The following is a 16,237-nucleotide window of genomic DNA, read 5'->3' as shown; positions in this document are numbered from 1 at the left end:
GCTTTGGAGGGTTGGTAATGGAGAAGGCAAGCAAGATAAGCCGTTACCTATATACCGTGATTGTGCTTTTTGTGATTTGGCTTTTCCTAACCAGCAGCTTAGATCCGCAAGAGCTTACAATTGGACTGCTATTCTCTATCATCATTGGTGCATTGACTTATGAAGTGTTTACAGAAAGGGGCTTAGCAAATCTTCACCCAAGAAGAATTGCCTATGCAATAGCATACATACCATACTTCCTATGGGCCATGATTATGGCAAATTTGGATGTTGCATATAGGGTCTTACATCCAAAGAGGCCAATAAATCCAGGAATTGTTGAGTGCAAAACTGTTCTGAAGAACAATGCAGGAAAGTTAGCTTTGGCGAACTCAATTACCCTAACACCAGGTACAATAACCCTTGACGTTAAAGGGGACCGCTATTTTATCCACTGGATCGACGTTAAGGATGCAAGTGTTGAAGGTGCCTCAGATAACATAACAAGACCTTTTGAAAAATTCCTGAAGGTGATTTTCGAATGATAGGGATTAACATCTATCTTGCGGTTATAGCAATAGCAACACTCCTCAGCATGTACAGAGTTTTTAGAGGGCCGACAACAGTTGACAGACTGGTTGCCGTTGATATCATGACTACAATAACTACCGGGCTAATGGTTCTGTTTGCACTTTACTATAAGAGAGCGATATTCCTTGATGTTGCACTGGTATATGCAGTTCTAGCCTTCTTGGGTGTTATAGCATTCGCAAGATACTTGGAGGGAGGAATATGATTTCAGAAATTATTGGAGAGTTTTTGGTCCTCTTTGGAACAATATTCTACTTCCTATCATCTCTCGGTCTCATCAGAATGCCCGATGTTTACAACAGAATGCAGACTGCAACTAAGAGCGCTACACTTGGTTCATTGGGTGTCATCATAGGAGTTGGCATTTGGGCAATTGGACATGTTGGTTCCTATGCGTGGCTTCCAAAGACTTTCGTGATTGCAGTGTTCTTGCTGTTAACTAACCCAATAAGCGCCCATGCATTAATTAGAGCAGCATATAAGAGCGGAATTCCTCTGTGGGAAGGCAGCATTGTTGACAAGTATAGGGAGTATTTGGAAAAAGAAGAGGGCAAAGAGGAAGTTTCTGATGAGACAAAGGAGGGAGAACAATGATTAACTGTGTCCAATGTATTGAGTACCTGATTGTTATCCTCATGATAATCTCAGCAATCTTCGCAGTAGAGTGGAGGGATTTATTGGCAGCAGTAGTTGGAATGGCAGCAGTGAGCTTATTTGCTTCAATCGCTTTCTTCCTGCTCCAAGCTCCAGATGTTGCCATGGTTGAGGCAGCTATTGGCGCAGCAATGAGTGCTGCTGTGTTTATCTTCGCAATAAAGAGGACTGAGAGATATGAGAGCGAGGAGGAAGGAACAGGGTGGTGGGTCAGATGGTGAAGAGGGCACTTGCAATCGTCCTTATATTAATTACAGGATACTGGCTTGCAAATGCACTGGCTCAAGTTCCATTTGGTGCTGATAAAATGCTTGTAGGGAAGTACTATCTTGAGAATGTAAAAGACCAAACTGGTGCTGTAAATGCTGTTACTGCAGTTGTTGTCAACTACAGAGGTCTCGATACACTCGGTGAAGTCACTGTTCTGTTTATAGCAGCAACTGGTGTTGCTGCACTCCTTTGGAGAAAGAAGAGAGAAAGAACGGCAAAGAGCGAAGGTAGCGTTGTTCTCCAGACTGGTTCAAGGTTATTGTTGCCATTCATAATGCTCTTTGGTGCCTACATATTCATCCATGGCCACTTAACACCGGGAGGAGGCTTCCCGGGCGGAGCAACGATTGCCACTGCATTCCTGATGCTCTACTTGGCATTCAGAGAGTATGAAATTCCGCACAAGGTCTTCGAGCCTCTCGAAGGCTTAGCGGGAATGAGCTATGTAATCGTTGGCCTTATTGGACTTGCAATAGGCGGCTACTTCCTCTTTGACTGGATATGGCAAACATGGCAACTTGGCCATGACAACATAGGGAAGCTTTTCAGTGCTGGATTCATACCAATAATCTACACGCTAATAGGTCTCAAGGTTGGAACTGAGCTTACTGGAATCGTTGACAACATGGTTAAGGAGCCCAAGGAGGGAGGGCAATGATTAGTGTCTATTACTTTGGAGCAATCTCGCTCATCTTGATTGGGCTTTATGCAATCCTCACAAAGAGAAATCTGCTCAAAATCCTCGTAGGACTCAGCATAATGGAGACTGGCGTGAACTTGCTCCTAATAAGCGTTGGATATGTAAGTGGCAGAACTGCGCCTATTTTGACAGAAGGTGCAACACCTCAAACTGCAGTTGATCCAATACCACAGGCTCTTGTTCTTACGGCAATTGTTATTGGTGTAGCAACAACTGCTTTGGCATTAACTGTTGCGATAAACCTCTACGAGAAGTACAAGACTTTGGATATCGAAAAGATTAGGGGGTTGAGAGGATGAATCCCCAATATGCTTCACTCCTCATAGCTCTACCTTTATTCAGCGCATTCCTCGTTCCGCTCATCAAGAGAGCCGGTAGAAAGGTTATCTTACCTTATCTGACCTTAGTAACCCTAATTCAGACTGGTATAGCGGCTTGGGCTTTCAAGGAAGTCTACACAACTGGACAGCCGATAATAGTCCTTGCTGGTGGATTTCAGCCACCAGTTGGAATAAACCTCTACATTGGACACTTTGCAGCACTGTTTGTGCTGATCATCGCAATAGTAAGCTTTTTCATGGCAGTGTTCAGCATGAAGGCAATTAACGTTGAGCCAATTGACAAATACGCAATGCTGTTCCTCCTCTTAATGCTTGGTGCCACCGGAATGATTGCAACGGGGGATATATTCAACCTCTTTGTCTTCATGGAAATCACAGCAATCAGCGCCTACGCTTTGACAGGCTACAACAAGACTGGAGAGGCAAGTGAAGCAGCAATGAAGTACATTATCTTAGGTGGGATTGGTTCAAGCTTCTTCTTAGTTGGTGTGGCATTGCTCTATGGAAGCCTTGGAACACTCAACTTGGCCCAAATTGCTATGCTCGCCTCAAAGATGAATCCAACAGTGGCTCAAGCAGCATTAGCATTACTCGTCTTTGGCTTAGCGGTAGAAGCTGAGCTTTTCCCACTTAACGCTTGGGCACCAGATGCATATCAGGCATCGCCTCATTCAGTAACAGTGATGTTCTCAGCCTTTGTCGTTAAAGCTGGCCTGTATGCAATGGTTAGAATTGTTTACCTCTTCAAAGACACTCCAGCATTCATGGGAATACTTAACTTAATTCTAATCCTTGGTACGCTTACCGTTATCATAGGTGAGCTTTCTGCATTAAGACAGACAAACGTTAAGAGAATGCTCGCCTATTCAAGTATAGCCCAGATTGGCCTTATCGCTGTCGGTTTTGGAGTTTCAACACCTCAAGCCGTTGATGCCGCTGTGTTCCACATGGTTAATCATGCAATAGTTAAAGCTCTGATGTTCCTAGCTGTTGGCTATGTTGCAGTAACATTCGGAAGCCCACACATAGAGAACTTCAAGGGATTAGGAAAGAGAATGCCACTCACTGCTTTTGCCATCACAGTTGGGGCAATAAGTGTCATAGGAATCCCACTGTTCAACATCTTCTGGAGCAAATTTAGGCTTTTACTTGCAGCCCTCCAAGTAGGAAAAACAGGGATAGTGGCATTAATCCTTGGTGCAAGCCTCGTGGAGGCAGTTTATTACTTCAGGCTGATTCACACAATATGGTTTGAAGGAGGAGGAGAGAAGATCGAGGAAAATCTAGTATTGAGCATAATAATGCTCCTACTGGTTGCCTTAATAATAATCATAGGTATTTATCCAGAAACCATCTGGAACATCATCCAGAAAGCTGCTACAGACTTGTACAATGTAGCGAACTATGTTAAAAATGTCCCACTTCTGGGGGTGAGCCCATGATTAACGAACTCCTCATAATAATTTTTGCACCATTGTTGGCTGGAGTGCTAGCTTGGTTGATTGACATCAAGGGTATTAGAGAGGCCATAGGAGTAATTGGTGCTGCAATTCCTTTGGCTTATCTTATTCAGGCTTATCAAGCTCTCAGCACACAGCCGAGTATTCAGTATTCAATAACCCTTGCAGGCTTTAAGTTTGAGTTCCTTCTCTATCAAATCAACTGGATATTTGCAATGATTGCTGGAGTTGTAGGCTTTGCAGCAGTACTGGGAATGGTATCAACAGCGAAGGACAGCTATGAGTGGCTATTTGCTTTGATGAGCTTAACAGGAGTACTTGGAGTGTTCTTAGCAGATGACCTGGCAGGATTCTTCATCTTCTGGGAAGTGATGACATTTGCCTCATTTATGATGGTGCTCAAATACAACAGAAAAGCATCTCTCAAATACTTCCTGCTCAGCGTCTTTGGAGCTTACGCAATGCTCATAGCAATAGGAATCATCTATGCAAAGGTTGGAGCCTTAGACTTCGCTACAATTCAACAGGTACTTTATCAAGATGCTATGAGAGGAGCCTTTGGAACTGATACACTCTTCAGCAGAAATGAAATAATATTAGTCTTTGGATTGTTCCTAATAGCATTTGGTGTCAAAGCCGGAATGTTCCCACTTCACGTGTGGGCACCGGATGCATACAGCGAAACCAATCAGAGCTATACGGCAATGTTCAGCGGTGTTTTGAGCAAAGCGGGAGTTTATGGTATGCTAGTAATTTACATTCTACTAGGCACTAGACTCATGTATGAGTTTGGAAAATTCGGTGCGGCTCCAAAGTTCGGCTACATAATTGCTATCCTTGGAGGTCTCACTATAATCGTTGGTGGTCTCTTAGCTGCTTTACAAGAGGACATAAGGAAGCTTTTTGCTTATTCAAGTATAAGCCAAATAGGGTACATTCTCATTGGTATAGGCGTCGGAACAGCGTTGAGCATTGAAGCTGCAATTTACCACGCAATAAGCCACGCACTCTTCAAGGGACTGTTCTTCCTCATAGTAGCAACAATAATCTACCGCACCGGAAAGACAGAGTTCAAAGATATGGGAGGCTTGGCTGAGAAGATGCCGATAACATTTGCAATGGCCTTCGTTGCAATCCTCAGCTTGGCTGGAATACCGCCACTGGTTGGATTTGCAAGCAAGTGGCTGCTCTTTGAAGCAGTAATTCACGAGAATATGCCAATCCTTGGTGGCATGGTCTTCTTTGGTAGTGCAATAGGTTTCGTTTACCTTATCAGGTTTACTTATGCAGTGTGGTTCGGTCAAAGACCTACAGACTTAGATGATACAAAGGATGCACCACTTCCGCTTGCAATAGCTATGGGAATATTGGCATTGCTCAATGTTGTCTTTGGAATTGCACCGGGATTAGTCGCCAAGGAGATCAACAAGATATTTGGTCAGGAAGTTATTAAGGGAACAATATATGAGCTCAACCTCGGTTTCGGAAGATACAATGCTTTACTCCTCACAATCTGGCTTGTAGTTGGCTTGGTAATTGCAGCGATAATTTACTTCCTTGGAGCAAAGGTCAGAAAAGTTCCAGTTACAGACACTTACCAAGCAGGTAACCCAGTGACAATGGAGTACAACTTAACAATCAGAAGAAACTTCTTCCTTCCGCTCAAGGAGGCATTGGCTTTCTGGCTCAGGATAAGCTTTGACAGGCTCTATCAAGACATTGGAAGCTGGGTTGAGGACTTAGCAGAAACCTTGAGGCATTACATTTACAACGGAAATGTTCAAGCCTACGCTTGGTATCTGGCGATAATCTTGTTAATCCTTGCACTTTGGGGGGTGTGAAGAATGTTGATGACTGCCGTTAGAGCTTTCCTAATTTTACTTTATGCGGTCTTCGTAGGCTTCATGTTCATGGGAATAATCAGGATTGTAACTGCGAGAATTCACAGAAGAGTTGGACCACCGATTTACCAGCCTATCCTTGATACGATTAAACTGCTCTCAAAGAAGAGCAACATAACTCACGGACTTATCTACGACTTTGGAATTATCTATGCATTAGGAGCAACAATCCTTGCTCTGATGTTCATACCTATCGGTGGAGTCAGCATACTGAGGGCATATGGTGACTTAATATTAATCACTTTCCTACTTGAAATCCCAATGCTTGGTATCATGTTTGCAGCAATGAGCTCAGGAAACCCATGGGCTGGCTTAGGTGCCCAAAGAGCTTTACTTACTTTGCTGGCTATTCAAGTGCCGTTAGGATTTGCAATAGTTGCTCTGGCAGAATTTTACGGAACATTCAGTACATATGAGATAGTTATGGCCCAGCAGACAATGGGATGGAGCATAACTCATATGCCCTTACTCCTAGTGGCAATAGCTTACGATCTCGTTTTGCAGGCAATGTTTGGTAAGGAGCCATTTGACATCATGATTGCCCCGGGTGAAATCTCATTGGGTCCAATGGTTGAGTTCGGCGGAAAGCACATGGGAATCCTTCAGATACAGCACGCTATAGCACTCTTCGCTGAGACATTATTCTTTGCAAACATATTCCTTGGAGGAGCAGTCGTCACTGCATTTACCAGCCCAATCCTCAACACAATAGCAAGCTTAGCTATACTCCTAGTTAAGCAAATTGCAGTGCTGATGATTGCAATCTTCGTTGGAGCAATATTTCCAAGATTTACAATTGATCAAGCTGCAAGGTTTTACTGGAAGTGGCCAACGATATTAGCAGCTGCAGGTGCTATATTAGCAGCTCTGTGAGGTGGTTGAAATGGTAGATTGGCGTTTATTTGAACCTCTCTTTGAATTTGCGAGAAAGAGAAGCCTTTGGATTGTTTCATTCTGTACAGGATGCGGTGGAATAGAAATGCCGCCGCTCATGACATCAAGATATGACCTCGAAAGATTCGGTATGATGCCAAATCCAGCCCCGAGAATGGCTGATCTATTCTTAATTACTGGTTACGTTACTCCAAAGACCCTCAAAAGGATTATCATAACCTACGAGATGCAGCCAGATCCCAAATACGTGTTAGCCCACGGCTCATGTCCGCTCAACGGTGGAATCTACTGGGATGCATACAATGCAATCAAGCATCTTGACAGATATATTCCGGTTGACGTTGCCATAGCTGGATGTATGCCAAGACCAGAGGCTGTGATGGATGGAATTAAGAAAATCATGGAAATGATTGAGAACGGAACTGCTGATGGCTGGAAGAGATACAAAGAGAACTATGAATGGTACAAGAAGAACCAAGACGAGCTGTTTGGAGAAGGATGGCGTGAGAGAGAAGCGAGGAGGTGGATTCCATGGTTAATGGACAAGAAGAAAAAGGAGGAGTGAAGGAAATGACAGAGGTCAAGTGGGAGAGAGAACAAGCTATTGTTCAGAAAATACTAGAAAAAGCCCCTTATGCTGAAGGAAAAGTCAGAAGAGAAAGGAGGATTGAGTTCAAAGTTCCAGCGGATAGAATAAGAGACTTCCTGATGACCCTCAAAGAGAACAACTTCGAGCTCATGCTGCAGATAACGGTGGTTGACTGGCTTAAGGAGGGAGAATATGAGCTGATTTACCAAATGTGGAGCATAACCCACAGAACTCACGCAATGGTTAGAACGAGGATTCCAAGGGATTTAGATAAGGCAAGGATGCCAACTGTCAAGGATATTTACCCAGTTGCAGAAACCTATGAGAGAGATGCCCATGACTTCTATGGAGTCTACTTTGAGGGCAATGAAAAGATGGAGATGCCATGGATTCTCGATGATGCAGAGCAAGGACTGTTCCCACACAGGAAGGACTTTGACATGCTTGCCTATGTGAAAAGGAAGTACAAGATTTTGGACAGATTTGATGAGAACAAAGATAATTACGTGATTTGAGGTGAGAGAAATGGTCTCACAAAGCGAACTTATTAAAGAAGCGAGAGAAAATGGCATGGAGCTTTTACCTCTCGATAAAGATACTTATGAGTTGTTCTTCGGTCCGCAGCACATGGCTACCGAGAACTTCAGCATAATTCTCAAAATGGATGGACACAGGGTTGTTAAGGCAATAGCTAATCCTGGATTTTTGCACAGAGGATTTGAAAAGCTAGCGGAGCTTAGGCCTTGGTACACAAACATTGCTCTGCTCTTGAGAATTTGTGTTCCAGAACCTGATGTTCCAGAGATGATATACTCGATGGCTGTTGACGAATTGATGGGCTGGGAAGTTCCAGAGAGGGCACAGTGGATTAGAACAACTGTTTTGGAGATGGCAAGGGTTTCTGCATATCTCTTCTGGATTATGGGTCTCAGCTTTAAGTTAGGTGTTTACACAGCTGGTCAGTGGGCAGCAGCTTATAGAGAGAGATTTATGGCGCTCTTTGAGGAGTTAACCGGTGCGAGAGTTTATCACATCTACACAATTCCGGGAGGCGTTAGAAGAGACATTCCTGGAGACAAGTGGCTCCGCCAGCTGAAGGATACAGTAGAGTACATTAAGAGCAAGCTTCCTGACTTTGATAATCTTGTGTTTGAAAACTACATTACACACAGGAGAATGGAAGGAATAGGTGTTATGGACAAGAAGTTTGCCCTAGCTGAAGGTGTAACTGGACCGAACTTGAGAGCAACGGGAGTTCCATATGATGTGAGAAGAATGGATCCATATCTACTTTATCCAGAGCTTGACTTTGAAGTTCCAGTATTGAAAGAAGGAGATGCACTAGCAAGAGCATTAATCAGAAGATACGAGCTTGAGCAGGATTTATACATATTAGAGCAGCTTCTTGAAATGGGGCCACCTAGTGGGCCATACAAAGTCCAAGATCCAAGGCTAAAGAATTTACCAAGGTTCAAGGTACCAGCTGGAGATGCTTTTGCTCATGTGGAATCAACAAAAGGTGACTTTGGTGCCTATGTAGTCAGCACTGGAGGAAACAAGCCTTACAGAGTGCAGATAAGGGGTCCAAGCATTGCCCACGGTATCAGAGTCCTTGAGCAGTTATTAGTTGGAGCGAGAATAGCGGATGTGCCAGTCATTCTAATGAGCCTTGATAACTGTCCACCTGACATTGATAGGTGATGAAAATGGAGGAGATCGATTTTAAGGTTGCACCTGAGAGTAAGATTAAGAAAAGACCTTCATACATTAAGCCTTGGCTTGGGCTAAAGTATCTCTTCAAGAAGCCTGTGACGATTAAGATACCCTATGAAAAGACTCAAATCGCTAAAAATTATAGGGGATTCCACTCACTCGACTGGAAGAAGTGCATTGGCTGTAACTTCTGCGGTCAGATATGTCCGGCAAGGGCAATTGAGATGACGTGGATTGAGGTTGATGGCAAAGTCGAGAAGAGACCGCATCCAAAGATTGACTATGGAAGATGTACATTCTGTGAGTTTTGTGTGGATGTATGTCCAACAGGTGCACTTGGATTTGTTGAGAACTTCATGCTGACAACTGAGTGGAAAGATGAAGAGCTTGAGCTCTTTGACTGGGTTCCAATACATCCAGACAAACTCAGAGAGATCAACGAAAAGTTCCCAGATTATAGGTTCCCCGTTGGAAAGATTGAATTCAACAAGGAGACGAAAGAAGTAACATACTACCTCAGAGATGGCGATGTGTTCAAGTTTAAGATTCTTGGCTATGGAGTTAGACCGCCGGCAGCAGCTAAGCCTAAACCAGCAGCTCCAAAAGCAGAAGAAGCAAAGAAAGTGAAGAAACCTGAGGAGAAAAAAGGGCAAAAGAGTGAAGAAAACTCTTCATGATTTTCTTTTCTTGCTCTTTTCTACTTGGTTTTTTGCACATTACAAAAAACTTTTAAAAGTTAATTTGTTACATACTATGGTGGTATAATTGGTGAATGTACACGGTGAAAAAGATCAAAGAATGTGGAGTTCTATTTTAATGCTAATCGGAGGATTTGGGATAATAATCCTAGATAAAACTGACTCAAAACTTGTTCTACTCTTGGTACTCCTTGGGGTTTATGCACTACTGTTCTTAGCTATTTATTTTGAGAAAGAGGTCTGGATGGAGATGTACTGGATTACAAGAACAGAGGAATTTAAGAATGTTGCTGACTGGTTGTGGATGGGGGTGTGGCTTTTAATAATCCTAATTGGCGCAATACTATGGCTGTTGGCTAGGATTTATCAAATTATTGCCTTTTCAAAAATGCCTATTAGTGTGGAACCACGAAAGAAAATAAATGTTGATGAATACTTTGGATTAACAACTTAATTTTGTTTTTGGTTATCATTCTCTCTATCTGCTTCTTAGGACTTCCTCATACATCTAGTTCTAACTCTTTTTTGTAATTATCTCAAACTGCTCAGGCTCCTTAACTTTGAGCCAAAGATTTCTAATTCTGATAACTTCAAGAGGTATGGACTATTCATTTTGTCAAAAATGAGATCTATAAGCACGATGGAATTTTTATTAATTAGCGATATCTATGAAAGCTGAAGTCTGTGAATATTGTGCTGGGGAGTATCTGGATGAAATTAGAGCAACTTTAGAATCAAAGAACTACAGAGTTGAAGTCATTAAGTGCATTGGCCTATGCGCTAAATACGCCTGTGGGAGGATTAACGTTAGGATAAGAGAAAAGAAATATCCACGGAGAGCTTGGACGAGTTCATAAAGGCTTTGGAGAATTAAAAATGACTAAAGTTTTGATAATAATCTCTACAGCCGAAATAGAAAAAGCCCTAACAGGATTTATGTACGCAGTCAACTCAGTGAGGTATAGCTGGCTTGAAGAAGTTGAAGTTGTGCTATTTGGCCCAATAGAGCGGGAAATTGCAAAAGGAAATGAAAAGCTAATGCCCTGGATAGAGAAGCTCAACGAACTCAACAAAACTCCATATGCCTGCAGGAAAATAGCGGAAGATGAAGGCATTGTAGAGAGCTTAAAGCCATATACAAAGGTGGAGTATATAGGGCCAGTCATTTCAAAACTCATAAACGAAGGCTATGTTCCCATGGTCTTTTGATTTTTGGACTCGCCTTTCACAAACTTTAATATAACTTCGATGCAAATTTTAAGGTGGTGATGCACATGCAAAGAGCTTTAGTCACACTCACCCCACCTGAGAGCAAGCGCTTAATTGCCAAAGCCGTTGTGGCATTGGATGAAGTCCAATATGCATTAAAGCACGGCTTCGTTTACATTGCAACAGGCACAACAGCCGCTTACATCGCGGAGGAAATTTTAGGGGAAAGAATTGAGAAAGAAAAGTGGACTGTGGGAGTTATAAGCAAGGGAAGAACTTGTGTAACTCCAAAAGAGACATGGCCTAAACATCTCGTTCTTTATAAAGGTAAACCATTTGAAGGCGAGCCGATAGAGGCGTTGAAAGAAATGGGTCCAGATGATGTTTTCATCAAGGGAGCAAATGCGATAGATGTTAACTGGAACGTAGCTGTCTTTGCTGCAGCTCCAGATGGAGGAACGATAGGTAGAACCTTTGGATGGACTATAACGAAAGGTGTCCTAACGATTACACCAATAAGCTTAGAGAAACTTGTTCCAACACCTGTCGAATACAGTGCGAAAATAACGGGAATTCACTCATTCGATTGGGGAACAGGGCTTTACGCTGCATTAGTGCCAATTCCACACGCGATACCAATAACTGAGGTTGAAGCCTATGACATCTTGGCCAACGTTGATGCAATTCCAATAGCCGCCGGAGGAGCGGGAGGGGCAGAGGGAAGCGTAACTTTGGTTTTGGAAGGCGACGATGAGGACATGGAAAAAGCGAAGGAGATTACAAAGCAGATTAAGGGAGAGCCTTATCTTAAACCATACACTGAGAACTGCGAGAAGTGTCCCTTTGCAAAGATTTGCGGAATTGGAAGCGGAGCTTTTTAATCTTCCAACTATTTTGGTGGTGTAGATGAAGGGTAGCAAAATAGCAGTTCTAATGCTTCTCTTCCTTCTTATTCTTCCTTTAATTCTTGCGGATGATGATTATGAAGAGGATAGAGCAGAGTTCGCTGGACTGGCTGAGGTCGGCTTTGTGCTCATAACTATTGGAGTATTATTCTACTCTACAGTGAAGAGGACGCCATTCATGGACTTCAGGAAAGGAAAAATTAGCATAGCAATAAGTCCAGAGATGCCTTTCTTAAGGGTTAGAGCACCTATAACGCCTCTCGGGGTTCATCAGATACTTGCTATTGTTGGCTCATTACTTACAGTGCCCCACTTCCTCTCATGCCAGGACTACACAACACCATTTGGAATTACTGGACTCCTCCTTGGAGTATCTCTGCTTATAGAGAACGTCAGCGGGTTTTATGGACGCTACCTCCATGCAAAAATAGAGAGACTTAGGGTGAAGGTAGACAACCCTCTGCTCAAAGAGCTCCTTAAAAAGTTTAGACTATGGAGAAAGCTTCACATCACATGGACGGTGATCATGTACCTTCTCTTAGCACTCCACGTTGCCCTTGCAGACTGAGCTGGGGCTCTTTTTTATAAGCCCTCATCACGAGGTGGAGAGCAAACACCATATAACCAGACTGCAAAATTAACCTCCCCCACTCCATTTTTGTTGAATATCCAAAGAGCACCGCAAATATTGAGCCTACAGCACCTTTGTGATACCAGATGCTGTCTTTAGGAATTCCTAAGTCGTAAGCTGTTTGGGCAAACCAACCTAAGCTTATCCCCTCTTCTTCGGCAAATTCAATGAGTTCGTGTGTTCCATAGCCTAAAAGTCCAGCGGCAACGAATATCAGGAGTATTGAGCTGTAGTAGAAGAAGGTCCTCATGTTAATCCTCATTCCAATACCATAGATGAGATAGGCCAAGCCTAAAGCTCCAGCCAGCCCTAAAATCAAGTCCAATAAAGTACCACTTAAGTCTTGAGTTGCAAACGGTGTTAAAAAGAGTACAGTTTCTAGGCCTTCTCTAAAGACCACTATGAATGTGAAAGCTGTCAAAGCCAGGGGATTTATTGCCTGAGACACTTTGCTCTCTATCTCCTCCTTTATGTTCGCGCCCTTAGTCGCCATCCAGTATATCATGCTCGTCAAGACAATGACAGCTAAATATGATGCCAGTCCCTCAAAGAGCTCTTTCTCCTCCAGTCCGCCATAGATTTTAAGGACTGCTACCCCAAGGGCGAAGCTCGCCAATACTGAGAGCCCAAGTCCCGTCCACACACTTTTAATTTGCTGTTCTCTTTTTGTCCTCTTCAGGTATGCTATGATAATTGTCCCAATTATAGCGGCCTCAAGTGATTCCCTAAAGGTTATCAGGAAGGCTCCAATGTTCATGGATTAGCACCTCCAACATTTATTAGGTCAATCTAACAGATTTTTGAACAGGATATAACTCTTATTTTTAACAAATTGGCAAAATTATGCATGAACCTTAATCAAAATATAAAATCAGGGGGAGATTGAGGCATCAAAGAGTGTGACGTTCTCAAGTCCTCTGCCGAGTATTATGGTGTCTTCCTTCTTCACAGCACCTTCAGGAATCATGAGAGGTGCGTGCACCATTGCTAAAACCATTCCCTTTTGGGCTTTCATTGCCCTATGTGGAACAACTATTGTCGTTATCGGATCTTCCTCAATTAAGAGCCCGACTCCATGAGCATAGCCTGTTATGTAGTACTCTTGAAGTCCTTTCTCCCTGTAAACTGTGGCTATTTCTCTTTCCACTTGAGCGAAAGTAACTCCCGGCTGAGTCTTCTCCAGAGCTATTTGATGGACTCTTTCCATGGCTTCAATAGCACTTTTGGATCTCCCATTTGGTTCACCAATAAAAAAGCTCCTCGTCATGTTTGCATAATAGTTGTTGTAGTCAGCACCGATTACTACGGTCACAAACTTACCCCTCTCGACTTTAATGTCTCTAAAAGGCTCAGCATGTGCCCTTGGCGTTGCAGAGACGTAGACTTTTGGGTCTTCGCTCCCGTTGAGCATCAGCTCTCTTACAATTTCGGCAGCTATCTCAAGCTCACTCTTGCCCGGTTTTATAGTTTCTACTGCAACTTCCATGCCTCTAACCGCGATTTTTCCAGCCTTCCTTATGTTTTCAAGCTCCCACTTGTCCTTTATCATCCTGAGCTGCATTGTAAGGGGTCTAACATCTTCGATTTCCACGCCGGGATTAAGCCGCTTAAAAATTTCATAAAACAGAATGTATGCATCCCTCTCAATGGAAAACTCCATCCCAATGGTGTTGTATCCGTTTTTCCTAATCCATACTGTCACCATTGCCATCAAATCTTCCGTCTTTTGAAATTCTTCCACATTTTTGATCCAGCTTCTCTCCATGAAAAGCTCCTTTTCTCCTTTAGCTACAATAACTATTGGCTCGCCTTCTGCTGGAATGAGGAGAGAAGGCCTGAGCCATTTAGTCCCAGTAAAATAAATAAAAGTTGAGAGGGTTCTTATAACGGCCCCATCTATTTCGTTCTCTTTTAGGAGCCTCTGGAATTTTTCCAGTCTTTTTTTGAATATTTTTTCATTTTCTCTCATTTCTCATTTCACCTTAATTACCAAAAACTCCATCTCTAAGCTGCCCGTGTTTGCGACCTTATGAGGAACTTCCTTAGGAAGGTAAACTAATGTAGCTTTCTTTACCTCTTCTTTCTCTTCTCCAACTTCAGCTATCCCTTTTCCTTTTATTATGTATAAAAATGCATCCACTGGTGTTGTGTGCCTCTTAAGTTCTTCTCCGGGCTTTAGTGTTATATGAAATATCTGGGCATTCCCCATATCAATCAGCTTTCTAACATCTACCCCATGAGGGTTCTCAACTTTCTCAGCTTCTTCAACTCTTACAACAATCATTTCAATCCCTCCAATCTAAAAGTCTCTTTTCTCCTTCGAGCTTTCTAATTTCGGTAACATCTTGGACGACTTCAAGAGTTCCCAAGTATTCACCGTTCTCGTCTCTCACCGCGAAATAGCGAATATGTATGAATTTTCCTCCCATTTGAATCCAGAATTCTGCAACGTCTTTTCTACCTTCCTTGAAAGCTCTGAGAATTTTATTAACTATGTGGACGCTTTTCGGTGGGTGGCAGAGTTGCACAGGTCTTCCAATTACTGATGGAGTCCTCGTAAATATTCTATCTCCACCTGAGAAAAACCTTACCCTGTCATCTTTGTCTATGAAGGTTATATCAACGGGCAGGTGTTTGAATATTGCGTTTATTTCTTTTGGTGAGAGATAGCCAGTGTCTAACTCCAAGTCACCTTCTCTCTTTACTTTTGTTTTGTCTCCTTCAAGCTTTTGCCCTCTCAAGGCCATCTGAACTTCTTTTGGAAGGCTTAAGATCTGTTCGGCGGTTAAGGTTGTGTCAATTTCATAGGGATGAAGCGGCTTTGCTTTTGGCTTCCATTCATTACCTGGTTTGACTTTATAGTAACCTATCGCATCCTCCTGCTGTCTAATAGCAACCCATTCACCTTCTGAGAGCAGAGCTTTTAGAGTTGGGTAAAGTATGTTGTTCTCCCTGAACACCATGTCAACTAGAGCTCTCGAAAGTTCTGAAGCTTTTTCTTTCACTTTACTTACGAATTCTTCCCACTCCATTTCGTTTTCTCTGTTTAATATTCCGATTAGCTGCTTGATCATTGCCCTTATTTCATCATGCTTTGTCCAGAGGACTGTTGGAACAGCTGTAATGCCTCTCCTTTCGAGATATGGGAAGAGTAGCATCTCCTCCCTATTGTAGTGAGTAAACCCAACTGCTCTGAGCTGATTGGCAATCTCTTTAAGAACTCCGAGAATTTCTTTTCTCATTCTTTCATCCTTTGTGTTGGCTAGAGTTGAGGCGTAAAGATTGAGCATTTCTGCATCTTTCATAATTTCTTTGTTCTCTTCATACAGTGTATGGAGAGGATGGCCCGGAGGAATATCACTCAGCTCTTCCTTCTCAGCTCCAGAAACTGCTTCTCTGAAAAGTTCAACGTGGATGTCACACATCTTTGCGATTTCTCTAGCAGAAATGCCCTCTTTAACAAGTTCTTGCTCAATAAGTGGTATTTCCAGCGGTGAGATGCTTCTCAAGAGCTCTTTAAACTCTTCCTTAAGTTTTTCAACATCTTTTCCCTCGTGGATTTTCTTCAATAGTTCTTTCATTTTCTCTTTTTTATACTCACGATTTTTCAAAATTTCAGTCATCTTATCACCTTCATGACATATGTCATAGTTAAACACTTTTAAATCTTTCTACACATTTTTGTCCATGCTATCAAAAAAT

At 42.6% G+C, this 16,237-nt stretch carries 22 protein-coding genes; 18 read left to right on the top strand and 4 right to left on the bottom strand.

Features of this window, described 5'->3' with window-relative positions:
* The first annotated feature begins 17 nt into the window (after positions 1–17).
* The 18 genes from TES1_RS04585 (at position 18) to TES1_RS04500 (ending at position 12,472) form a co-directional block, all read left to right on the top strand.
* Positions 18–524 carry a Na+/H+ antiporter subunit E gene (locus TES1_RS04585; RefSeq protein WP_042680637.1) on the top strand — a complete coding sequence of 169 codons (507 nt, stop codon included), beginning with the start codon at positions 18–20 and terminating at the stop codon, positions 522–524.
* Positions 521–775, top strand: coding sequence for a monovalent cation/H+ antiporter complex subunit F (locus tag TES1_RS04580; RefSeq protein WP_042680635.1), 255 nt, complete (start codon positions 521–523; stop codon positions 773–775). Before TES1_RS04585 ends, TES1_RS04580 begins: the two co-directional genes overlap by 4 nt.
* Complete coding sequence (gene mnhG / locus TES1_RS04575; protein WP_042680633.1) at positions 772–1,164, top strand: monovalent cation/H(+) antiporter subunit G; 393 nt, start codon at positions 772–774, stop codon at positions 1,162–1,164. Before TES1_RS04580 ends, mnhG begins: the two co-directional genes overlap by 4 nt.
* Positions 1,164–1,445, top strand: coding sequence for a DUF4040 domain-containing protein (locus TES1_RS04570; RefSeq protein WP_042682717.1), 282 nt, complete (start codon positions 1,164–1,166; stop codon positions 1,443–1,445). Before mnhG ends, TES1_RS04570 begins: the two co-directional genes overlap by 1 nt.
* Positions 1,439–2,152: a Na(+)/H(+) antiporter subunit B gene (locus TES1_RS04565; RefSeq protein ID WP_042680631.1), complete on the top strand. Its 714-nt coding sequence runs from the start codon at positions 1,439–1,441 to the stop codon at positions 2,150–2,152. The genes TES1_RS04570 and TES1_RS04565 overlap by 7 nt, the downstream gene beginning before the upstream one ends.
* Positions 2,149–2,493 carry an NADH-quinone oxidoreductase subunit K gene (locus TES1_RS04560; RefSeq protein ID WP_042680629.1) on the top strand — a complete coding sequence of 115 codons (345 nt, stop codon included), beginning with the start codon at positions 2,149–2,151 and terminating at the stop codon, positions 2,491–2,493. Before TES1_RS04565 ends, TES1_RS04560 begins: the two co-directional genes overlap by 4 nt.
* Complete coding sequence (locus tag TES1_RS04555; RefSeq protein ID WP_042680627.1) at positions 2,490–3,977, top strand: proton-conducting transporter transmembrane domain-containing protein; 1,488 nt, start codon at positions 2,490–2,492, stop codon at positions 3,975–3,977. Before TES1_RS04560 ends, TES1_RS04555 begins: the two co-directional genes overlap by 4 nt.
* Entirely contained in the window at positions 3,974–5,836 is a 1,863-nt protein-coding gene (locus tag TES1_RS04550) for a proton-conducting transporter transmembrane domain-containing protein (RefSeq protein WP_227738515.1), read from the top strand. Before TES1_RS04555 ends, TES1_RS04550 begins: the two co-directional genes overlap by 4 nt.
* A gap of 3 nt (positions 5,837–5,839) precedes the next feature.
* The gene (locus tag TES1_RS04545; RefSeq protein WP_042680626.1) at positions 5,840–6,769 is read left to right on the top strand and encodes a respiratory chain complex I subunit 1 family protein; all 930 of its coding nucleotides are present in this window, start codon (positions 5,840–5,842) and stop codon (positions 6,767–6,769) included.
* Positions 6,770–6,779: 10 nt separating this feature from the next.
* Positions 6,780–7,355 (top strand): NuoB/complex I 20 kDa subunit family protein, encoded by a 576-nt coding sequence (locus TES1_RS04540; RefSeq protein WP_042680625.1) that lies wholly within the window; start codon positions 6,780–6,782, stop codon positions 7,353–7,355.
* 5 nt (positions 7,356–7,360) lie between these two features.
* A complete protein-coding gene (locus TES1_RS04535) occupies positions 7,361–7,894 on the top strand; it encodes an NADH-quinone oxidoreductase subunit C (protein ID WP_042682714.1) in 534 nt (177 codons plus the stop codon).
* A gap of 10 nt (positions 7,895–7,904) precedes the next feature.
* Complete coding sequence (locus tag TES1_RS04530; protein ID WP_042680624.1) at positions 7,905–9,080, top strand: NADH-quinone oxidoreductase subunit D; 1,176 nt, start codon at positions 7,905–7,907, stop codon at positions 9,078–9,080.
* A 5-nt stretch (positions 9,081–9,085) separates the two neighbouring features.
* Positions 9,086–9,769, top strand: coding sequence for an NADH-quinone oxidoreductase subunit NuoI (gene nuoI / locus TES1_RS04525; RefSeq protein ID WP_042680622.1), 684 nt, complete (start codon positions 9,086–9,088; stop codon positions 9,767–9,769).
* Between the two features lie 88 nt (positions 9,770–9,857).
* A complete protein-coding gene (locus TES1_RS04520) occupies positions 9,858–10,244 on the top strand; it encodes a hypothetical protein (RefSeq protein ID WP_051408175.1) in 387 nt (128 codons plus the stop codon).
* A gap of 214 nt (positions 10,245–10,458) precedes the next feature.
* A complete protein-coding gene (locus TES1_RS04515; protein ID WP_227738514.1) occupies positions 10,459–10,647 on the top strand; it encodes a hypothetical protein in 189 nt (62 codons plus the stop codon).
* A 19-nt stretch (positions 10,648–10,666) separates the two neighbouring features.
* Positions 10,667–10,999 carry a hypothetical protein gene (locus tag TES1_RS04510; RefSeq protein ID WP_042680620.1) on the top strand — a complete coding sequence of 111 codons (333 nt, stop codon included), beginning with the start codon at positions 10,667–10,669 and terminating at the stop codon, positions 10,997–10,999.
* Between the two features lie 65 nt (positions 11,000–11,064).
* Positions 11,065–11,880, top strand: coding sequence for a hypothetical protein (locus TES1_RS04505; protein WP_042680618.1), 816 nt, complete (start codon positions 11,065–11,067; stop codon positions 11,878–11,880).
* 25 nt (positions 11,881–11,905) lie between these two features.
* The gene (locus tag TES1_RS04500; protein WP_042680617.1) at positions 11,906–12,472 is read left to right on the top strand and encodes a hypothetical protein; all 567 of its coding nucleotides are present in this window, start codon (positions 11,906–11,908) and stop codon (positions 12,470–12,472) included.
* Here TES1_RS04500 and TES1_RS04495 read toward each other — a convergent pair.
* The 4 genes from TES1_RS04495 to TES1_RS04480 all read right to left on the bottom strand — a co-directional run bounded on the left by TES1_RS04495 (position 12,429) and on the right by TES1_RS04480 (position 16,158).
* Positions 12,429–13,292 (bottom strand): FTR1 family iron permease, encoded by an 864-nt coding sequence (locus TES1_RS04495; RefSeq protein WP_042680615.1) that lies wholly within the window; start codon positions 13,290–13,292, stop codon positions 12,429–12,431. The genes TES1_RS04500 and TES1_RS04495 overlap by 44 nt on opposite strands.
* A gap of 114 nt (positions 13,293–13,406) precedes the next feature.
* Positions 13,407–14,504 carry a M24 family metallopeptidase gene (locus tag TES1_RS04490; RefSeq protein WP_042680614.1) on the bottom strand — a complete coding sequence of 366 codons (1,098 nt, stop codon included), beginning with the start codon at positions 14,502–14,504 and terminating at the stop codon, positions 13,407–13,409.
* Positions 14,505–14,507: 3 nt separating this feature from the next.
* On the bottom strand, positions 14,508–14,819 hold the full coding sequence (locus TES1_RS04485; protein ID WP_042680611.1) for a cupin domain-containing protein: 312 nt from the start codon (positions 14,817–14,819) through the stop codon (positions 14,508–14,510).
* 1 nt (position 14,820) lies between these two features.
* Entirely contained in the window at positions 14,821–16,158 is a 1,338-nt protein-coding gene (locus TES1_RS04480; RefSeq protein WP_042680609.1) for a DUF438 domain-containing protein, read from the bottom strand.
* Positions 16,159–16,237 lie beyond the last annotated feature (79 nt).

The sequence above is a fragment of the Thermococcus paralvinellae genome (assembly GCF_000517445.1).
Classification (GTDB): Archaea; Methanobacteriota_B; Thermococci; order Thermococcales; family Thermococcaceae; genus Thermococcus_B; species Thermococcus_B paralvinellae.
This window is presented reverse-complemented; position numbering and strand designations above follow the sequence as displayed.